Raw genomic sequence first — 19768 nt, forward strand, 5'->3', positions numbered from 1 at the left:
AGAGGAACGAAATGACGAAGGTCGAATTCGACAGTGCCGGTGTGAAACTCGTCGGCAACCTGTTTCTGCCCGATACCGAGGGACCGGTACCCGGCGTGGTGGTCGCGGGGACATGGACCAGTGTGAAGGAGATGATGGCCGATCGATACGCCCAGCGGCTGGCCGAACGTGGTTACGCGGCATTGTCGTTCGATTTCACCGGCTTCGGTGAGTCGGACGGTTCTCCGCGCGACGTCGAGTCGCCGGAACGCAAGATCAGCGACATCGGCAGTGCCGTCGGCTTTCTCGCCGCACACGACGCGGTCGACGCCGATCGCATCGGCGCGCTCGGCATCTGCGCGGCCGCGATGTACATGTCGGGCAACGCCGCCCGCGATCCCCGCGTGAAGGCGCTGGCGCTGGTCGCTCCGTGGCTGCACGACGCCGCGGTGTGTGAGCAAGCCTACGGCGGGCCCGAGGAGGTGGCCGCGAAGATCGAAGCCGGACGCACCGCGCGCGCTCGGTTCGAGGAGACCGGCGAGGTCGACTACGTGCCGGTGGTGGGCAGCGCCGAGGAACAGGCCGCCATGCCGTACGAGATCGACTTCTACCTCAATCCGGAACGCGGCGGAATCCCGCTGTGGCCCAACCGGTTCGCCGTGATGTCCTGGGTCGACTGGCTCACCCACGACTCGATCGCGCCCGCCTCGCGGATCGCCCAGCCGACCGTGCTCGTGCACAGCGAGGACGCGGCGATCCCCGAGGGGGCGCGCCGGTTCCACGCCGGGCTCGCCGGGCCGAAGGACTTCCTGTGGACCCAGGGCAGTCAGTTCGACTTCTACGACCAGGAGCCGCAGGTCACCATCGCCATCGATACGGTCGCGGCGCACTTCGCCCGAACGCTCTGACGGACCCTCGAGCACTGCCACCCCGGTTTCACAGCCAGCCCTTCTCCTTGGCGAGCAGAGCGGCCTGGAACCGGGTCCTGGCGCCGAGGCGGTCCATCGCCGATGCCACGTGGGCGCGGAACTTGCGCACCGACACGTTCATCGATCGTGCCGCGGTTTCGTCGGTGTCGTGGCAGGTCAGCGCCTGCAAGACCCGCAATTCCGTGGCGGACAACGGTCGTTCGTGGATTCGCCGCGCGGAATCGGCTGGGGTGGGCAGGAATTCGACCGGGCTCACCGGATTTCCCGTGCGATGTTCCGCGTCCAGTTCCCGCAGCGCGTCCCAGGCGGCGGACAGTCCGGCCAGCTGGCGTTGCGCCTCGGCAAGACGTCGATGCATCAGTATCTCCACCGCTGCGGCCGGGGACTTGGGGGTCAGATCATCATGCAACAACCCCAATGCGCGCAGCTCGGCGAGAACCGCACGCTCGGCCGGAGTAGGCGCCTCGTCGAGCCCGTGTTCTCGCAGCAGTCGCCGATAAATGCGTTCCTGCTCGGCGGTGAGCCCCAGCCGGTTCAGCGCCATCGTGGCCCTCGCCTGCCCCGAGACGACGCGACCCCACTGACCCCGAGACCGACCACCAGCGCCCGGCGGTCACCGTTGTGCAATGTGTCCATGGTTCTCCGCGAAACCAGAGCGCTCCTGCGCGCTCGATGAATTCGTCTCGCCTAGAACGACGACACCGCCCCTCGAAATGTGAGTCACCGCATGAACTTCCGCACTTCGCTGCGGTGTCCTGTCGAACTGGCCGAAGGTCCGGAACTGCCGACGACTGCGCGTGGGGTGGCGACCGCAACGAATCACCTGCAGATCAAACAGTCGACTGGTCGACATCGCTCCGGCAACGCAGTTCTTCCAACGCCGGCAAGAAGCGCACGATCGTAGCGGCAGAACGCGCAAGAACACTGCGGCAGAACGCGCACACTTACGTCGCCGATCTGATCAACCGAGACGTGATGCCGCTGTCCGAGATCGAACGCGGCGCGTAGATGTTCACCCTGACCAACCCCGTCGCGGCGAGGTCCGGTCAACTCCTGGCGCCCGGCGCCCTCGCTCGCCGGCTCACCATCTTGCGCAAATCGACGGTAGTCAAATGGCTGCTTACCAAGATCAACTAAGCGCCATATGACTACCGTCGAATCCATTTCACTATCGACGGTAGTCAAATGGCGGTAGCTGAAAGCGGCGGCCACCGTCACGGCCGAGGACTTCCGCGGCCTCCGCCACCTCGAGGAACGTTTGGGCGACGACCTCCTCGCCGGATACGCGCTCTACACCGGCACCGAAACCCTCCCGTTCGTTCCGAAGTTCCGCGCCCTCCCGGTCAGCGCCCTGTGGAACGCACGACCATGATCGCCTCGTGGATCGCGCCTTGCGACGAACACAGCAAAGCCGCAGGCCATTGACCTGCGGCTCTGCCGTCCTGTGGAGCTAAGGGGACTCGAACCCCTGACCCCCACACTGCCAGACATGGGCGCGGTCAGTGATCAGGGGCAATCGGGTACCGAACTTCATGTCGCTGAGGGGGTGCCGGGTGAAACTGTTGTCGGCGTTGTCGTCAGAAGTGTCGTCGAACTGGGTGCGGCTCAACCAACTTGACCCCCAGATCGGGCCGATGGCAAAAAATGCAGCTCAGAGCATAATTTCGACCGCGTGTGCCCGTTTCAAAGGTGCTGGTCGGCGGTGAGCGTTCACGACGTGCGGTCCCGTTCTGGTCCCGCTCTGACGGTTTGCCTACATCGAGCGCGGCGTATACGAACTACTTCCTCACACAGCGTGGCCGGGTGGCATTCGTCGCAATGTTCCCCGGCTCAGGGGTAGCCTCTATCGCTGTGAATGAGAACGCGCCGGACCCGTCGCAACAGAGGCGGTTCACAGATGATTTCTCTGCCTGGCTTGACGAGTCTGAGAAGAATCCGGAAAGATTCTTCAAAGAGGCAACCATTGTGCTGGACGCGAACATCCTCCTAGAGCTATATCGACTGGCATCCGCAACTCGAGAAGAGATCCTCGAATTACTCGATGAAGTGCAGTCCCGGATATGGATCCCACACCAGGTAGGGCTCGAATACTCAAGAAATAGAAAACGAGTCGTATTCGACAGGCAAAGCGACTTTTCCGCCGCAGAAAAGGAATTGCGAAAATCTGCCCAAGATGCGATTGATTCGCTAAATAAGAAGGCCTTGATATTCAGCGAATTTCGAGAGCGTAGGCGCACTAACCGCGAATGGTCTCTAGCAGAGTCGGGAGCCGATGAGAAGGGGATCAGAGATTCGCTGAAAAAAGTATGGGATGGGGTAATCAACGAGCTCAAGACTCTGGATCGCGAGGTCGGATTTTCGGCCCAGGATCTAGCCGACGATGGAGTCCTCAAGAAGCTTGATGATATCCTTTCAGGCAGAACCGGTCCCGCATACTCCAGTGCTGACCTGCGAAAGCATGTGGAGTTCGCTGTCGCCTTTCGCTACCCCAACCTGATCCCTCCGGGCTATGCAGATGTTGGCCGAAAGGACACAGATCTCGGGCGCGCGGGTGACTACCTGGTCTGGCGTCAACTCTTGGACCGGTTCAGCACTCTTCCCGCAGACAAATCGCGAGATGTGCTGTTCGTGACAGGTGACAGCAAGGAGGACTGGTGGGTATTGAACCAATCCAACAAGGTTGCCGGACCTCGACCAGAACTACTGGATGAATTCAAGAGGGAAGTCGGCGCCGAGGTGCACATTGCATCCCTTGAGGAATTCATGGAGGGAGCGAGGAAGTATCTCGGGGTCAAATTGTCAGACGGGGCAATATCGGAGGTCCAGCAGCAAGAAGAAGCAGAAGTTCGACTGACGGCTACTTCGCTGCCATCGGAGAGTTTTCGACAGTTGGCGGAATCCATGGTGCTGCCATCGGAGAGCTTCCGGAAGATGGCGGAATCCATGGTGCTGCCATCGGAGAGTCTCCGGAAGGCGGCGGAATCCATGGTGCTGCCATCGGAGAGCTTCCGGAAGATGGCGGAATCCATGGTGCTGCCATCGGAGACCCTCCGAAAGATGAGGCAGGCTGCGGACTATTCGTCAAGCGGGCGTGGCAATGCAGATAACGAAGATGAAGACGTCGAGGAGGGGCAGGCGGAAGGCGAGGCACAGGATCCGGATCCGGACAACGGGTCGGCCTAACACGTTCTGTCGGACAACAGTTTTTGAGTTCGTCCCTCTCGGCGTTTGTATCGGTTGGCAGTAGCTGGGCGCAATCGTCATTCGTCGCCGACCTGGCTCTTCGGTGTCTTGGAGCGTTGGTGGTGGTCGGTCGCTTGCGGCCCCACCGCGGACTGTCTGCGGACTGCGGACAGCATCATCCCGACCGCGCTGGCGTTGACGCCGGTGTTGGTGCCGTGAGAGCATCGTCTACCCTCAGAGCTGCACACCTGGGGGTCCAAGCGTTCAGCAATAGGCGGTCACAAAGAGGGGGAAGAGTCAGGTCGTTGCGTGTGGTACGGGTCTGGTGCGCCGTTCGATTCGGTGCTGCAGGTCTTGGCAGTGTGCAGCGTTTTTGTAGTACTCGTGGCTTTCCCCGTCCTGGAGACGAAACTCAGCGGTCCCGTAAACCAGCTCAGGTCCAGTGACAAGGAATCCTCGAAGGGAGCGGCCATGTTCGGTGAAATGTGGAATGCAACCAAGAACGTCTGCCAGGGCCTTACGGGTGGTCTCCTGATCCTGACCAGACGCAACGAACTCTCTTCGTCCCATGGATTAGATCTGGGTGATCTATCGGCCCAGCTGGCTTCACCTCCTGCCCCGTAGGGCCTGCCACCATTCAGCAGGCCACGGCGGTCGGAAGACGCGAGTGAGGTCTACGCGCTGATTGCGCGTCTGCCGCCGTTGCGGTGAGAAGGAATGATTGTTTCGGTTCGTCGGATCGGGTTCATACGTCGTGCTGGCCGTTTCCGGAACGTCCGGTATCGGTCGGCGAACCCGTACACCTTGGTGCCATGTGGGAACATCGCCAGTAGGTCTTCGTCGAATGTCCAGACAAGGCAGCCATGTCCTTCGATCCGGGTCGGCAGTGCCTCACCTCCGGGAAGGACGGGGTTGGCACTGCGGGCGACGTTGTCGTAGTCGAAGACAAGCGTTCGGTCTTCGGATCGTAGGCCGATGTTTGCGATGGTCACGGCTTCCGCTCCTTGGTTGAGTACCACCAATTGATATGTGTCCGTCGCACTTCCAGCTTCACCCATCGTGATTGTGACCGTGGGCCTGATGACGACGCCGATACGCGGCCATCGAACGACAGCTAGGCCGATGTTCCAGAGAAGAGAGACGATGGACACCACGAAGGCGGCAATGGCAAGACCGGTCATGGACGGGCGATAGTAGCTGACATCGACGGCGATCGAAGGTAACCACAGCCGGTGGACCGGGCTGGGTGGGGGCCGAGTCGTGCTCGGCCGCGGGAGGTAAGTCCGGTAGGGCAGGCGGCGTGCCCAGCACTGTTCGGTCGTCGTGTGAAGCGATCAGACAGGAATGGGTGGCCATGCTGCCACGTCGCCGAAGCGGATGCCTTGGCCGCGAACAGGACCCATGGCTGTCTTTTGGCCCGGGCTGGGTGGGTCTGCGCTGGAGGGGGCAGGCTACCCGCCTGCCCCGATAGGGCCTGCCCTTTCGCGCGCAGAGGCTCCAGGGTCAAGGGTGGCGGTAGCCATCAGCGGAGCTGACGCCGTAGGCGCCCTTGACGCTGGAGGGGCGCGTGAACACAATGCAGGTCCATCCAGTCCGGGGCCACGCGGCCGAAGGACGCGAGAAGATGCGGACCAGACCGGAAATCGGTTTGGGCTCTTTAATCTAAGTAATAGGGGAATTCGGCAGTTGATCGCGGTGGCCGTGCTCGGTGACCGGACCCGGTTGGAGCGGGCCCGGTCACCGCGGCTGGTTCAGAACGGCGGCTCGGTGGCGTCGGTGCTGGTGCTGCCGTTGCGGGCGTAGCGGGTGATCTGCGCGGTCTGGCCCTTCAGGTCGACGGCCACCGTGTCGGCGGTGAGTTCGAGCGCGGCGCGGGGCTTGGCGTCCCTGCCGATGTAGGGGTCGACGGTCAGGCGGTGACCGGTGACGGTGACGCGGCAGCCCTTGGTCAGGCTGTCTCCGGCGAGCTGGGCGAGGTCGCCCCAGCAGTTGATCCGGATGACGGTCTTGGCGGCGTCGATCCATTCGTTGCGGTCGCGGTCGAAGCGGCGGTCGTTGGAGATGACGGTGAAGTTGGTGACGAGTTTGCCGGTGTTGGTGACGCGGGGTTCGGGGTTGTCGGCGAGGTGTCCGGTGATGGTGACGGTGACGTGGTTGGCCATGGCGGCTTCCTCCTGGGGTGGGGGCTCGGGCGGCTCCCGGTGCTTGGTGGGACGGAGGACGCGGTGGCAGGGGATGCGCGGTCTCGTCAAGGCTCGCCGCGGATCTGTCTCACTGAAAAGTATTGTGCGGCAGCTCAATTGGTGAGGCGGATTTGTGGTGACTGTGCTTGGCCTTGGCGGGATCGGGTAGGTCCTGCCATGGTGGCATTCGGCCCGCCGAGCACCGGGAGCCGTTCGAGAACCGCGCCGGGAGGACGCTGTCGTGGACGGCGGCGGTGTCGTTGCCAGCGGCGGAGATCTTGGTGGCGTTCTCGAACCTCGGGGCGCCGGCGTCGGTGGGCTCGTGATCGGCTGCACCGTCGTCTTCAACGGTCGTCGGGTCGGTCGTGAGCGTGACGGAGGGGTCGACGCCGCCGAGATCGTGATTCGGGGCGGCGGATGGGGTGGGCTGGCTCGGCTCGCCGGTGACAGTCTGACCAAGGGGTGACGGGGCGCTGGTGCCGGTCGGTGTCTGTGCGTGGAGTCCTGCGTCGGTGAGGATGGGAAGTGGCGTGGCGGGTTCGGGCTCGCTGTCGGTGCGGTGGTCGTCGAGCTGGAGGGTCGGAGTGTACGGGGCAGCTGGTGCGGTCGCGGCGGCAGCAGCAGTGCCGGCGTCGGTGAGACGTTGTGCTGGTCCGGCCGTGGTGAGCGGGTTCGCTCCGGGCGGGTCCGGTTGTCGAGCATGGCTGCGGCGGTCGGCTGCCGGATTCGCCTGTTACTTGGATCCTCGCGGCTCGCTGGTGTGTGCCGCGCGACGCCGAGCCTCCGGCCGCGCGGAGCTTGCGGAGCGCGGCCGTTGTGGGTCGCTGCGTGGCGCGGCGCGCGCCAGCGCGCCGCCTTGATCCTGTATGGCGAAATTCGGCAACAACCGGCATACATGCGAGGACGACGGAGGTGGCTGCTGCTGTCGTTTGCTGACCGAAGGTGCGGCACTGCAGCATGTTCGAACCACAGACGTCAGGTAGCGCTATGGGCGAAGATTCATCCATGCCGAAGAGCCGGTCACGAAAACGGGTGGCGAATCGCCGCCACCAGCCTTCGACTGCCCGTGCGGCCGTGATCTACCATGACATGGCTGTCTATGAGAACTTCGAGCGCTGTGTACGTCGCATCTTCGAGGTCATTCATAACGTGCAGCGCGCGCATCCAGGCAAGCCTCGGCATCTGTTTTTGGACGTGCAGGGGCATCGGAACGACGCTGGCGGATACGACCATGACGCGTATGAGCTGATGAGAAATTTCATCCCCCAGCTTCTGTTTCCGTTCCTTACTGAGGCGAAGACGCCTCTCTATCACGCCCGAAACTCGAAACGGCAGCAGAACGATATCCCGACCGACCTCCAGATCGCCTACCCGCCAGACGGGGAAGGATTTTGGTATGACGTCGATCTGCTTGCCTTGCGCCCTCGCGAGACAACAGCAGCATCGAGAAAGACAGCGCCAGCGCTTGAAGCGATCGCCGACTACCTCGGGATGGATCCCGCGTGCTTGATCTGCTGGGGCACCCCCGCAGAGCGGGCACATGTAGTGCCACTAGCTCTAGGCGGATCAATGGATGTCCGTAACTTCGCAATGCTGTGTCCTGAACACCACCGGCAAGCTCCGGATATCGCGGACTCAGAAGCTTTCTGGGCCTGGGTGGACTACGCGGAGATCCGTGATTCGGGTAGTAAATGGTCGGGGGCATCCGAGGACATCAAGGATTGGGTACGCAGTCGCGGCGGACGGACGGAGCCAAAGGACCGTAGCGAGTTGCGCTTTCTCGCCGCTGTGAGGTTCGAGCTGAAACACCTCTACCGCTGGTCAGAGGGCGAATTCGCTGAAGCCTCATGGGAGCTGCTGGAGGAATACCACCATGTGCTCGACGCAGCCACCAGCAAACATTTCGGGGTAGAGAGGAAGGTGTCCACTCACGCATGGGCGTATCACATTGCCGGGAGACGACTCGCTAAACGACAGGGACGAACCGATCACGTTCCCCAAGACCATCCGTGGACAGGGGTGTGGCCGGTGCCTTAGAGCGCAATGCCGACGCGCAAGTGCAATGTGGCGATACTCGGAAACAAGCTCGGGATGGTGCCCGGCGTAGCATGGCGGCCGTGAAAGAGGCCATGGCTGAGCTGCTGTCTTCGCTGACGGAATCGCGGCGGGCTCATTCGCTCGCTGTCGGGCGGCGGATGGAGAGCGTTGCCGAGCTGCTGCCGGTGGAGCTACGTGCAGACGCGGTCACGGCGGCGTATCTGCACGATGTGGGCTATGGGCGCCCGGACATTGGATTTCATCCGATCGACGGTGCTCGTCTGTTGCGATCGCTCGGATACTCGCGGGCAGTGTGCCACTTGGTGGCCTTCCACACGGCAGCCGAGGTTGAAGCGGAGGTGCGCGGGCTGGACGCGCACATCTTCGATGAATTCCGGGTCGTCGATGTCGCCGGGCTCGACATGGCCGACGACTTTCTGTGGTGGGCTGACCTGGGCACTGGGCCGAATGGTGAGGACTTCACAGTGGATGAACGGCTCACCGAGATCCTGAGGCGGTATGAGCCAGGTAGTGTCGTTCACACCGCGATTACTCGAGCGGAACCGCGGTTGAGGATGGCGGTTCAGCGGGCATCCGGGTCGATGTAGGGCTCGCTCTCATTGAGGGCCCAGTCGATCCGCTTCCGCTGGCTGCGGTCCATGGCCAGGGACGGGATTCGATCGACAGGTACCCATTCGACCCGCGTACTTTCGTCGCTGGTCGTGGGGCTTCCGCCGACTGCTTCACCGCGGTAGACGACGGTGAACTCCTGGCGCACCTCGTCGTTGCTGGTGTAGTGAATGACGTGGGTCGGATCTGTGAAGATCCCGACGATGCCGGTCACGTGGATATCGACGCCGGTCTCTTCCTGAGTCTCACGAACAGCTGTGCGACTCAGGGACTCGCCTGGGTCATGGGCACCGCCAGGCATGGACCAGTTTCCGTTGTCGGACCTGCATATCAGCAAGACTGCGCCGTTCCGCTGGACGAATGCGGCCGCGCTCGGTCGGACACTGTTCGCCGCTGGCGCGTTTGGGTCCTGGTGGTAGTCGATCCGGCGTCCCATGCCGCTAGGTTACGCGGGTCGTCCGGTCTTCCAAACGGCTTCGAACGAGTCCTGGTAGTAGGAGAACAGGCGACCGCCCGGGATCCGCTGGAGGTGCTGAACCGGCGACTTCGCGGCATACGCACCGTAGCTGTGCGTGTTCACCAGCATCGAGTCGCCGAACCGATAGATGCTGTTGTACAGGGTCGTGCGATGGGTTCGAATATCCACCATCGGCAGGTCCATCGTCTCCCGGAGGTATTCGAGCGTCGATTCGCACCGCTGTGGGAGCGACGGCAGGCCCTCTTCGCGCCCTCGGGTGATGACCTCTGGTGCGTCGCTCTCCCCGAGGAGGATTCGAATCTGTACTCCCGCTTGAGCCTTCGTGCGAACGACGTTGACAAAGTCGAGGGACTCAACGAGAAACCCTCCCGCGTACACCAGGACATCTATGTGGCCAGCGGCCTGTTTCATGAGCGACCGCCAAACCTCATGCGGCACTTCGGGGCGAGTCGGCCAGATCTGTACCAGTTCCGACAGTGATGCGGCGGCGGATCGACTGCCTGCCAACAGTTCTGGCCAAAGATAGGTCTCGTCGTGCCCTAGCTCGCGGGCGACCTTCAGCCGAAGCCCCGGATGCGGGCATCGATCCTGAGTGATCCATCGTTCGATGGTCTTTGTGCTGATCTCAAGCCGTTCGGCCAGCGCGTGTTTCGTGAGATTCGCGGCCGCCATTGCACCCCGGAGGCGTTCGTTCGTCATGTCTCCACTCTAGCTCAAAGTGTCCCCAAATGTCCCTATTCTTGGGTTATTTCGTCCCTATATGTCGGGCGACTCTTGATGTGTCGGAAGTTACCGGCCCACAGCGGCCGCGTAATACACGCCAGCACAAGGAGATTCGAAGATGGCTTTGAAGGATGTGTGGTTCTCCCCGGCGTTCGGTGAGGCGTTCCCGAAGGGTTTGTTCCTGTTGGGCGAGGTGGCTCCGTGGTTGGAGTTCAGCCAGGACCGGAACGCGCCGAAGATTCAGCGGGTCGACCTGGATCAGGAGGGCCGTGGCTCGGGTAAGCGCCTGTGGAAGGCGACTGTGACCGACCCGACCGCCCCGAATGCGAAGAGCGCCAGCTTCGATATCACGTTCGTCGCGGATGTGCAGCCGGTTCCGGCCGCGCCGGAGATCGTGCCGGGTATGACCCCGATCGAGTTGGAGGGGCTGCATGTCAAGCCCCGGATGGTCGGCGACGGCAATTTCAAGTCGATCGGCTGGTATGTCCGCGCGACCGGCATCAAGGGCGACACCTCGGGTGCGAAGCAGACGCCGGCCGATCCGGGTGCGGCCCGTCAGGCGAAGGCGGCCTGACGATGGGTGCGGCGGACCAGGCGATGTCGGCGGGGATGCGTTGGGCGCGTTGGTCCGCCGTGGTCATCATCCTGGGCGTGGGGGCGGCGGCGTTTCGGCTGTCGTTCACCACATTGCAGGATCTCGCGGTGCTGGCTCACGTTCCCGCGCGCGATGCGTTCCTGTTCCCGTTGATCGTGGACGGCACGATTCTGCTGGCGACGGCTGGGGTGCTGGTGTGCACCGGTTCCCCGGAGCGTCGGTTCTTCCTCGCGGTTCTGGTGGTCGGCTCGGCGGTGTCGGTGGCGGGCAACTCGCTGCACGCGGTCGCGGCCGGTCGGGATCTCCCGCCGTGGGCGGCTGCCCTGGTCGCGGCTATCGCCCCGATCAGCTTGCTCGCCGATACGCACGGTCTGGCGCTGTTGTTCCGCGCGGCGCAACGCCGTTCGGCGCCGGTGCCGGTGGTGGATTCGGTTGAGCCGCAGTCCGACCCCGAACCTGACCCGGTTCCGGTCGCCGAGCCTGCCTCGGTTGCGGTGGCGGTCCCTGATCCCGAACCGGTCACCGCTGCGCGTCCTGTCCCGGTTCCCGAGATTCCTCCGGCCGTGCCGCGTGTGGTCGCGCCGGTTCCCGTTCCTGTTCGTTCCTCGCGACCGGTGCAGCAGATGCTGCCGATCGCCGTTCCCGTTGGGGGTATGTGATGTCTGATGTCGGTTGGCCCACGCATACGGCCATTCCTAATGACCTTCTCGTGTCGCTGAGCGTGCACGACTTCAACGCTGCACTGTCAGTGCACTACTTCAGCGACCGGATGTTCGTGGACTTGGGTTCGATCACGCTTCAGCTGAAGGTGGAGCAGGCGCGGCTGCTGCGCGAACTGCTCGACGCCGGACTCGCAGACGTGGCCGCCGCGTCGGCCTACCGCGTCGATCTGGTGAAGGCGGCGGCGTGATGTCTGTTCCTGCTGTCGCGACGGGTCTTTCGGCGTTGGTGAGCCTGCTGGCCGGCGTCGGGGTTCTGGTGGACCAGACCTCGGATGCTCCGGCTCCACTGGTCCCGGTTGCGCCGTCCTCCTCGGTGTCGGTCACCACAACCGAGAATCCGGGTCCGGCCCCGCTCGGGTGCGTGATGTTCTGCGAGGACGCCGGTCTTGGTCGGCCTGATGCCGACAAGGCTCCGGCTTCGTCCCCCGCTCCGGCTCCGGATGAGTGCCGCTTGTTCTGCGAGTTGGAGCGCAGCCCGCAAGGTTGGGGGTTGTGAAATGAGTATCGCGGGAACGGTGATGCTCGCCGGTGGTATGTGCACGGGGGCCTCGGCACTGTGGTGGCTACGGTCAATCGCCGCGCGCGGTGCGGCCGCGCAACCGGCAGGTAATGCCCGTGAGGTCGCCGCGGCTGCTCCGGAGCTGCGCACGGCGGTGTTGCTGGTGACCGACTCGGCGCAACTGGCTCTGATGTGGCCTGCTCTCAAGCTGGGTTCGATACAGACCGGCTACCCGAACATCGTCTCCGCGGCCTACACCGAGTTCGGCATGTCGGTCGATGTGCAGATGCTCGGCGGGCAGTCGGTCAAGGACTGGAACAACGACAACACCCGCGCGGCGCTGGCCGCCTACTTCGGCGTCCCGGCCGTGACGGTCGCGGCCACCGATCCTGGGTTCGTGCGCTTGGACCTGCGGGTCTATGACACCCTCGCCGACACCACCGCGGTGCCCGCCACGGCGGGTGTGGTGGATCTGGAAGCGGTCCCGGTCGGCGTGACCGAGGACTTCGACACCTGGCGAGTGCGGGTGCTCTACGGGCACATCCTGCTCGCCGGTGCCACCGGTTCGGGCAAAGGCAGCGTGTTGTGGTCGATCCTGGCCGCTCTCGGCATGGCCATCCTCACCGGTCTGGTGGATGTGTGGCTGGCCGACCCCAAGGGTGGTGCGGAGTTCGGGCGCGGTGAGAACAAGCTGTTCGTCCGCTTCTCCACCGACACCGAAAGCATCCTCGCCATGCTCAACGAAGCGGTCGAGGTGATGCGCGAACGCCTCGCCCGCATGCGTGCGGAGGGCATCCGCAAGATCGTGCCCAGCACTGATGAGCCGCTGATCCTGATCATCATCGATGAGGCAGCCTCCCTGTCCTCCTACGCCACTCGTGAAGAGCAGCAGGAGTTCCGGCGCCTGACCGGTCTGTTGTTGTCGCAGGGCCGGGCGGCGGCGGTGTCGGTGATCGCGGCCTTGCAGGACCCGTCCAAGGAGACGATGCCCAACCGGCAGCTGTTCCCGATCCGCATCGGCCTGCGGCTGGATGAGCCGACCCAAACCACCATGGTCCACGGCCAAGGTGCCCGCGACCGCGGCGCCCGCTGCGATGAGATCAGCGAACACACGCCCGGTGTCGGCTACGTCGGCGAAGACGGCACCACCGGGTTCGTGCGGGTGCGCGCCTACTGGGTGGACGACGACGCCGCCGACGCGATCGTCGCCGCCTACTCCCCAGCACCTGAAATCACCGGTCCGACTCAGGATTACAGCGACTTCGACCCCGACGACCTCGGTGACGACGACGTGGATGGGGTGGCGGCATGAAGCGGGGATTCACCGCGGTCGGCCGCGTCGTCGCCAACTGCTGTCACTGCGATCAACCCTTCGGTCCGCTGGGAGGGAAGCCGTGCGAGTTCAGCTCGATCGATGAGGCTATGGACTTCTTCGTCGACGGTGCCGACGGCTGGGAGCTCTACGGCGACAGGCTGATGTGCCCGGATTGCCTGCCGTTGTCGCGGTGCTTCAACCCAGGCCACGACTGGCACACCTCGATCGGTGTCATCGCCAGCGGCGAAACCTTGGTGACTCGCCAGTGCACGCTCTGCGGCCTGTACATCGCCGAGGTGCTGGCGTGAAGCGCGGCTTCGTCACCGAAACCCATGTGGTCGTCTACTGCGAGTCCTGCGGGGACCACTACACCGAGGGTGAGAACGAAGCCATCTGCTTCGACTCCATCTCCCAGGCCATCACCCACCTGGACTTGCAGGCCGCGGGTGTCGGCTGGCTGTTCGACGGCGTGACGGTTGTCTGCGACGGCTGCCGGGCCACCAACTACTGCGTCGCCCACGGCCACACCTTCCCCGACACCTGGCACACCACCGTGTGGCCGCTGGGTGCCACCACCCGTTCCCGCACCTGCGACCGGTGCGGCGTCCCCGAAATCGAGGCCCAGCAATGACCCGCAAGACCACCACCCGCAAGACCACCACTGCCCGCTACGACGACAACGTGATTGACCTGGTGGCGCGGCGCCGCTGCCAGCTGGAAGCTCGCGGCTTGGACCCGCTCGCGATCGCGGTCAACCTGCTCATCGAGACCGGCTCGGTCCCGGCCTGGGACATCGACGATTACGGGCCGGAGGCGGCGTGATGCTCACGATCACCGACTTGTTCTGCGGCGCTGGCGGTTCCAGCTCCGGCGCCGCCGAAGTCCCCGGCGTGATGGTGCGGATGGCGGCCAATCATTGGCGGTTGGCGGTGGAAACCCACAACACCAACCACCCGAGCACCGACCACGCCTGCGCGGACCTCTCGCAGGTCGATCCGCGGTTGTTCCCGCGCACGGATGTGTTGTGGGCCTCGCCCTCGTGCACCAACCACAGTGTGGCTCGGGGTCGGCGCCGCAACATCGACTCCACCCCCGACCTGTTCGGCGAGATCCTCCCGGATGAGGCGGCGGAGCGGTCGCGGGCGACGATGTGGGATGTGGTGCGCTTCGCCGAGCACCACCAGTACCGGGCGATCATCGTCGAGAACGTCGTCGACGCCGCGAGGTGGGTGATGTGGCCCGCCTGGCTGCAAGCCTTGGATCTGCTCGGCTACCGCCACGAAGTGGTCTACCTCAACTCCATGCACGCCCAAGCCGCAGGCGATCCGGCACCGCAGTCGCGGGACCGGTTGTATGTGGTGTGCTGGCGGACCGGGGACCGTGCCCCGGACCTGAACCGCTGGACCCGCCCGAAAGCCTGGTGCGTCACCTGTGACCGGGAAGTGGTGGCGGTGCAGGGGTGGAAGAACCCGCGTCGGCGGTGGGGGCGTTACCGCGCCCAATACGTCTGGCGCTGCCCGTCGGTGTCGTGCCGCAACGCGATCGTCGAACCGGCCTGGCTGCCCGCCTCCACGGCGATCGACTGGAGCCTGCGCGGGGAACGCATCGGTGATCGGCGCAAACCGTTGGCGGACAAGACCATGCAGCGCATCGAAGCGGGCTTGGCGAAGTTCGCCGGTGACCCGTTCGTGGTCCGCCACTACACCCCGCGCGGCAGTTTCGCGCAGATGACCACCGCGGTCACCGCCCCAGCGCCGACGCTGACCGCCTCGCAGGTGCCCGCGTTCCTGGTCCCCGCGGGCGGTACCTGGCGCAGTGAGGCGACCAGTGTCGTCGACCCGATGCCCACCCGCACCACCCGCGAGGCTGATGGGCTGCTGATCCCGGTGGAAGGCCGCGAGGGCCTCAATGCCCGCTCGACGGGTGATCCGATGCGCACGATGACCACCCGCAGCGAAACCGCCCTGCTGATGCCCTACTACGGCAACGGCACCGCCCGCCCGGCCAGCGAACCCCACGGCACCGCCACCACCCGCGACCGCTACGCCCTGATCGTCCCGCTACGCAACCACAACACCGCCAAACCGGTCACCGAACCCCTCGACACCGTCGCCGCGGCAGGCACCCACCACGGGCTGACCGTCCCGGCGCCGAAGGTGGCGGACTGCGAGTTCCGGATGCTCGAACCCCGCGAGATCGCCCGCGCGATGGCCTTCGACCACTCCTACGTCATCCTCGGCAACCGCCGCGAACAGGTCCGCCAAGCCGGAAACGCCGTCACCCCACCCGCCGCACGGGACCTCGTCTCCGCCGTCGCCGAAGCCCTCGGACACCAGGTCGCGGCATGACCGACAAACCCAAATCGTCTGGCGCGCGAGTCAATCCGATCGTACAAGCCGCGGCCGATCAAGTCGCCAACTCGAAGCGACGGCGCAAGGACCTGCACAGCCCCTGCACGGGGCAGTTGTCGCTGTTCGACCCGAAGGAAGGAAACCGGTCGTGACCACGAAAACCCACACCGACCGCGACCCGTTCGACCTGCTCGGCCTGGCCGTGCTCAACCTCGGCGCCGGGCTCATCACGGGACTCGGCGTCACCGTTTGGTGGGCGCTGCTGTTCCCGATGGTCTCGGCCCCAATCGCGCTCGCGGTCACCGCCGGCGTCTTCCTCGGACCCGCCTGGGCGGCCATGGTGGTCGGGGTGTCCGCCGCGGGGATGGTGCTCTGGCGAGACCGGAGCCCGGAGACCTTCGAGCGGTGGGTATCTCGGCGGGCACGGCACCGGTTCCTGACCTGGCTGCGCTACCGACGCCGCTGGACTCGCCTGATGAGCGCCTGCCACCTGACCGTCACCGCCGACGACCGCACCACCGTGCCGCGCCTGCTCGGTGTGCGGATCGGTGACAGCGTGGATCGGGTGCGGGTGCGGATGCTGCCCGGCCACTGCCCCGCCGACTGGGAAAACCGCGTCGCCCACCTCGCGCACGCGTTCGGCGCCCAGGAATGCCGCGCCACCATCACCGGACCCGCGACCGTGGAACTCGCTTTCCGCCACGGTGATTCGCTCGCCGATCCGATCGCCCTGCCCCACATCGATGGCGGGCTCGACTGGGGAAAGGAAGCCGCCTGATGACCACCGACCTATCGACCGCCACGGCCGCCGACATCACGGCCACCACCGAGCGGCAGACCGCGGCCCAGCGTCGCGCGCTCCCGGACTTCACCGACGTGGCCCAAGCGACAGCAGAGAAATTCGGGGTGTGCGTGCGGCCGGTGCCGATGCAGGTCTACAACCCGAAAACCCTGTCCGAGGAGTACATCGGCGCACCCTGCAAGTCCACCGTAGCCTCGGTGTGCAAGCCGTGCGCTGACAAGGCTCGCTGGCTGCGGATGACCCAATGCCGCGAAGGCTGGCACGCCGACACCGAACCCGTCGAAGACACCCGCGACCCGTCCGAGCAGCAAACCGAACTGCTCACCGCCCGAGCCGATCTCGCCCAGCAGTACCGCGAATCTCGCGACGACGGAGACGACGAGATGGCCGACGCCATCGCCGCACTCGTGGCCGACCTGGACCGCGACCTTCGCGATTCCGGGTTTCGCGGCCCGATCCCGCCGTTGGACCCGAAACCGCGCAAGCGGCGTACCCGCTCGACCAAACGGCGCCAGGATGTACCGGATCTGCCGCGGCGGAAGGTGGAGCGGCACACGGTCGGCAAGGTGATCGGCGGCTACCGGTCTTCGATGATGGTCACCCTGACCATGCCGTCCTACGGTGCGATGAATCAGGACGGTGCGGTGGATGCCGAAGGCAAGCCCTGCGGCGATGGTTCCCCGCGTGACCCGGAGAGCTACGACTACGCCCGCGCGGCCCGTGACATCGTGTTCTTCTCCAAGCTGGTCGATCGCTGGATTCAGAACCTGCGCCGGGCGGTCGGCTATGACGTGCAGTACTTCGCCACCGTGGAGCCCCAGCGGCGTGGCGCCCCGCACTTGCACCTGTTGCTGCGAGGTGCCATCTCCCGCGAACTCCTCCGGTTGGTGACCGCGGCGACCTACCACCAGGTGTGGTGGCCACACTTCGACCCCGAACACGAGGTCTACTCCGGCGACCGGATGCCGGTCTGGGACTACCGTGCATTGACGTTCATCGACCCCGACACCGGGCAGCCGTTGACCGGCTGGGATGAAGCATTGGACGTGCTCGACGCGGTGGACGACCTCGAACCGGCCTACACGGTGCGGTTCGGCGAACGCATGGACCCCGGCCACATGAAGGGCTACATCCCCGGCGAGAAGGCCGACCGCGCCATTGGCTACGTGACCAAGTACCTGACGAAGTCGATCAGCGAAGTCCTGGAAACCGACTCGACCCGGACCGCGATCCACTACGACCGGTTGCACGCCGAACTTCAGCACACCCCGTGCTCACCGAAATGCGCGGTGTGGTTGCGCTACGGCATCGTGCCTCAGGGCGCCAGCGACAAGACCGTGCCCGGCCGCTGCAAGGGCAAAGCCCACCGCCGAGACACCCTCGGCCTGCCCGGCCGTCGTGTGGTGGTCTCTCGCCGCTGGTCCGGCAAAACCCTCCCGGATCACAAGGCCGACCGGGCCGAATTCGTTCGGCAACTGCTCGCCAAGGTCGGCATCGTCAAACCCGACACCAGCCACCTGATCGTGCGACCGGTCGAACCCGGCGACCACTCCGCCCCACCCCGCGACCACCTCATCCTCGGTGAGATCGCCCGGCGCACGGCCTGGCACGCGGAATACACCAACGCGCTGATCGCAGCGGGAGCCGCTGCACAGCAAGATATTTCGGCAGTTGGACGAGCAGCGTAGGGAGGGATCGGGAATGGCGGAGAAATTCATGACGGTGCAGCAGGCGGCCGACGAATTGAAGGTCAGCCGGTATGTGATTTACCAGCTGATCTGGGCGGGTGAAGTGCAGTCGGTGAAGCTCGGTCGATGCAGGCGGATTGTTCGGCAATCCTTCGACGCCTACATCTCCGATCTGATCGACCGGGCGGCGTGATGGTCGAGAAGAGGCAGCGTAAGCGCAATCCGAACGGTTCCGGCACGATCGGCGCCCGTAAGGACGGCCGCTACGAATTGAAGCTGTTCGTGGAAACCCCGGAGGGCAAGCGCAAGCGGATCAGCGTCTACGGCGCGACGTGGGAAGAGGCGGACGCCGAGCGCACGCGGCTGAAGGAGTTGCAGCGCAAGAGAATTCCGGTCGACGTGACGACTATGACGGTCGCGCAGTACATGAGGTACTGGCTGGAGGAGATCGCCGAGCCGAAGATCCGGCGAACCACCTACGCGACCTACGAGGGTGATGTCCGGCTGCACATCGTTCCGGGGCTCGGCAAACGGAAACTCAAGAGCCTCGAGAGTCGCCATGTGCGCGAGTTCGCCAACGGCCTTCGCACCAAGTGCCAGTGCTGCGGCCAGAAGAAGGACGCCCGCCGGGCCAAGCCGCGCTGTTGCGCGAAGACGCCGGCCGAATGCTGTGGCGACGTCTTATCGATCCACTCCATTCGCCACGTGCTGCGGGTGCTGCGGGCCGCGCTGCAAGATGCGGTCGAAGAGGAGCTGGTGAGCCGGAACGTGGCTCGCTCGGTCAAGGTCCGCGGCGGCGGCGACTACAAGGTTCGCGCGTTCACCAGACCGGAGGCGCAGCGTTTGCTCAAGGCGGCCGAGGAACATCGCCTTCACGCGTTGTGGGCGGTGGCGCTGGCGATGGGGTTGCGCCGCGGTGAAGCGCTCGGGCTGGAGTGGCAGCACGTCGACCTGACTGCCGGTCGTTTGGTGGTGCGCCATGGATTGCATCGGGTGGATGGCGAACTGAAGCTCGAAGAGGTCAAGACCGACGGTTCCCGCGCGACGCTTCCGATCCCGCGGCCGCTGCTGGCGATCCTCCGTGGGCATCGGAAGAAGCAAATGGAGGAGCGATTCACCGCGGGCAATCAGTGGCGGGAATCCGGGCCGGTGTTCACGACGCGACTCGGGCGTCCGATCGAGCCGCGAAACGTCAATCGCATGTTCAAACGGTTGTGCGAGACGGCGGGTGTTCCGCAGGTGCGGGTGCAGGATCTTCGTCATTCGTGCGCGACGCTGCTGTTTACGAAGGGCGTGGAGGCCGCGACGGTGCAGAAGATCTTGCGGCATAGTTCGATCACCGTGACGACCGGGATCTATCTGGAGGTGATCGAGGCGGTGAAGCGCGACGCGCTGGATTCGATGGATGCCCTGTTCGGCGCCTCGGCCGACGACACCGCGATATGAACTGTCGTCGGTCGTGTCGTCAACGGCACTCGTGAGAGGTTCGGAAATGACGAAGGCCAGGTCCGGAAATTTTTCCGTACCTGGCCTTTTGTTCGAGTGGAGCTAAGGGGACTCGAACCCCTGACCCCCACACTGCCAGTGTGGTGCGCTACCAGCTGCGCCATAGCCCCTTGGTGGGTCGCGCTCGGTTTCCCTCGCGCCTGATGAA

The 19768-nt window shown here is 64.8% G+C and carries 23 protein-coding genes and 1 tRNA gene; 18 read left to right on the forward strand and 6 right to left on the reverse strand.

The window, feature by feature from the left end; all coding sequences use genetic code 11:
* Positions 1-11 precede the first annotated feature (11 nt).
* On the forward strand, positions 12-887 hold the full coding sequence (locus CRP45_RS08490) for an alpha/beta hydrolase (RefSeq protein ID WP_097244669.1): 876 nt from the start codon (positions 12-14) through the stop codon (positions 885-887).
* Positions 888-915: 28 nt separating this feature from the next.
* On the opposite strand, the gene CRP45_RS08495 is transcribed toward CRP45_RS08490, so the two are convergent.
* On the reverse strand, positions 916-1452 hold the full coding sequence (locus CRP45_RS08495) for a helix-turn-helix transcriptional regulator (protein WP_097244670.1): 537 nt from the start codon (positions 1450-1452) through the stop codon (positions 916-918).
* Between the two features lie 1307 nt (positions 1453-2759).
* Between CRP45_RS08495 and CRP45_RS33225 the strand changes: the two genes are divergently transcribed.
* A complete protein-coding gene (locus CRP45_RS33225; RefSeq protein WP_143861380.1) occupies positions 2760-4091 on the forward strand; it encodes a PIN-like domain-containing protein in 1332 nt (443 codons plus the stop codon).
* A 674-nt stretch (positions 4092-4765) separates the two neighbouring features.
* Here CRP45_RS33225 and CRP45_RS08505 read toward each other — a convergent pair.
* Complete coding sequence (locus CRP45_RS08505) at positions 4766-5272, reverse strand: hypothetical protein (RefSeq protein WP_097244672.1); 507 nt, start codon at positions 5270-5272, stop codon at positions 4766-4768.
* Positions 5273-5842: 570 nt separating this feature from the next.
* Entirely contained in the window at positions 5843-6253 is a 411-nt protein-coding gene (gene ssb / locus CRP45_RS33730) for a single-stranded DNA-binding protein (protein ID WP_097244673.1), read from the reverse strand.
* Between the two features lie 262 nt (positions 6254-6515).
* On the opposite strand from ssb, the gene CRP45_RS33735 reads away from it, so the two are divergent.
* From CRP45_RS33735 to CRP45_RS08530, 3 genes are all read left to right on the forward strand, one after another.
* A complete protein-coding gene (locus tag CRP45_RS33735) occupies positions 6516-6740 on the forward strand; it encodes a hypothetical protein (protein ID WP_097244674.1) in 225 nt (74 codons plus the stop codon).
* A 521-nt stretch (positions 6741-7261) separates the two neighbouring features.
* Positions 7262-8311 (forward strand): HNH endonuclease signature motif containing protein, encoded by a 1050-nt coding sequence (locus tag CRP45_RS34220; protein ID WP_218841120.1) that lies wholly within the window; start codon positions 7262-7264, stop codon positions 8309-8311.
* Positions 8312-8391: 80 nt separating this feature from the next.
* Positions 8392-8919: an HD domain-containing protein gene (locus CRP45_RS08530; protein ID WP_218841121.1), complete on the forward strand. Its 528-nt coding sequence runs from the start codon at positions 8392-8394 to the stop codon at positions 8917-8919.
* Here CRP45_RS08530 and CRP45_RS08535 read toward each other — a convergent pair.
* Together CRP45_RS08535 and CRP45_RS33235 are read right to left on the reverse strand one after the other, a co-directional pair.
* Positions 8895-9377: an NUDIX hydrolase gene (locus CRP45_RS08535; RefSeq protein WP_097244676.1), complete on the reverse strand. Its 483-nt coding sequence runs from the start codon at positions 9375-9377 to the stop codon at positions 8895-8897. The genes CRP45_RS08530 and CRP45_RS08535 overlap by 25 nt on opposite strands.
* Before the next feature lie 9 nt (positions 9378-9386).
* On the reverse strand, positions 9387-10118 hold the full coding sequence (locus CRP45_RS33235) for a helix-turn-helix domain-containing protein (protein WP_143861382.1): 732 nt from the start codon (positions 10116-10118) through the stop codon (positions 9387-9389).
* A gap of 157 nt (positions 10119-10275) precedes the next feature.
* Between CRP45_RS33235 and CRP45_RS08545 the strand changes: the two genes are divergently transcribed.
* The 13 genes from CRP45_RS08545 (at position 10276) to CRP45_RS08600 (ending at position 19560) form a co-directional block, all read left to right on the forward strand.
* Positions 10276-10716 carry a hypothetical protein gene (locus tag CRP45_RS08545; RefSeq protein WP_245910020.1) on the forward strand — a complete coding sequence of 147 codons (441 nt, stop codon included), beginning with the start codon at positions 10276-10278 and terminating at the stop codon, positions 10714-10716.
* Positions 10717-10718: 2 nt separating this feature from the next.
* The gene (locus CRP45_RS08550; protein ID WP_245910021.1) at positions 10719-11396 is read left to right on the forward strand and encodes a DUF2637 domain-containing protein; all 678 of its coding nucleotides are present in this window, start codon (positions 10719-10721) and stop codon (positions 11394-11396) included.
* A gap of 50 nt (positions 11397-11446) precedes the next feature.
* Complete coding sequence (locus CRP45_RS08555; protein ID WP_097244679.1) at positions 11447-11647, forward strand: hypothetical protein; 201 nt, start codon at positions 11447-11449, stop codon at positions 11645-11647.
* 309 nt (positions 11648-11956) lie between these two features.
* On the forward strand, positions 11957-13270 hold the full coding sequence (locus tag CRP45_RS08560; protein WP_179830815.1) for an FtsK/SpoIIIE domain-containing protein: 1314 nt from the start codon (positions 11957-11959) through the stop codon (positions 13268-13270).
* Between the two features lie 110 nt (positions 13271-13380).
* The gene (locus CRP45_RS33240) at positions 13381-13581 is read left to right on the forward strand and encodes a hypothetical protein (RefSeq protein ID WP_143861383.1); all 201 of its coding nucleotides are present in this window, start codon (positions 13381-13383) and stop codon (positions 13579-13581) included.
* Positions 13578-13904: a hypothetical protein gene (locus CRP45_RS08570; protein WP_097244682.1), complete on the forward strand. Its 327-nt coding sequence runs from the start codon at positions 13578-13580 to the stop codon at positions 13902-13904. Before CRP45_RS33240 ends, CRP45_RS08570 begins: the two co-directional genes overlap by 4 nt.
* Positions 13901-14095 carry a hypothetical protein gene (locus CRP45_RS08575; RefSeq protein ID WP_097244683.1) on the forward strand — a complete coding sequence of 65 codons (195 nt, stop codon included), beginning with the start codon at positions 13901-13903 and terminating at the stop codon, positions 14093-14095. The genes CRP45_RS08570 and CRP45_RS08575 overlap by 4 nt, the downstream gene beginning before the upstream one ends.
* Complete coding sequence (locus CRP45_RS08580; RefSeq protein WP_097244684.1) at positions 14095-15621, forward strand: DNA cytosine methyltransferase; 1527 nt, start codon at positions 14095-14097, stop codon at positions 15619-15621. The genes CRP45_RS08575 and CRP45_RS08580 overlap by 1 nt, the downstream gene beginning before the upstream one ends.
* Positions 15618-15776, forward strand: coding sequence for a hypothetical protein (locus CRP45_RS33740; RefSeq protein WP_179830816.1), 159 nt, complete (start codon positions 15618-15620; stop codon positions 15774-15776). Before CRP45_RS08580 ends, CRP45_RS33740 begins: the two co-directional genes overlap by 4 nt.
* Positions 15773-16402: a hypothetical protein gene (locus tag CRP45_RS08585; protein WP_097244685.1), complete on the forward strand. Its 630-nt coding sequence runs from the start codon at positions 15773-15775 to the stop codon at positions 16400-16402. The genes CRP45_RS33740 and CRP45_RS08585 overlap by 4 nt, the downstream gene beginning before the upstream one ends.
* Complete coding sequence (locus tag CRP45_RS08590; RefSeq protein ID WP_097244686.1) at positions 16402-18114, forward strand: replication initiator; 1713 nt, start codon at positions 16402-16404, stop codon at positions 18112-18114. The genes CRP45_RS08585 and CRP45_RS08590 overlap by 1 nt, the downstream gene beginning before the upstream one ends.
* A 28-nt stretch (positions 18115-18142) precedes the next feature.
* Complete coding sequence (locus tag CRP45_RS08595) at positions 18143-18307, forward strand: helix-turn-helix domain-containing protein (RefSeq protein WP_179830817.1); 165 nt, start codon at positions 18143-18145, stop codon at positions 18305-18307.
* Entirely contained in the window at positions 18241-19560 is a 1320-nt protein-coding gene (locus tag CRP45_RS08600; protein WP_097244688.1) for a tyrosine-type recombinase/integrase, read from the forward strand. Before CRP45_RS08595 ends, CRP45_RS08600 begins: the two co-directional genes overlap by 67 nt.
* A 97-nt stretch (positions 19561-19657) precedes the next feature.
* On the opposite strand, the gene CRP45_RS08605 is transcribed toward CRP45_RS08600, so the two are convergent.
* Positions 19658-19730, reverse strand: a tRNA-Ala gene (locus CRP45_RS08605).
* Positions 19731-19768 lie beyond the last annotated feature (38 nt).

Source organism: Nocardia amikacinitolerans, assembly GCF_900215415.1.
GTDB classification, from domain to species: Bacteria; Actinomycetota; Actinomycetes; order Mycobacteriales; family Mycobacteriaceae; genus Nocardia; species Nocardia amikacinitolerans.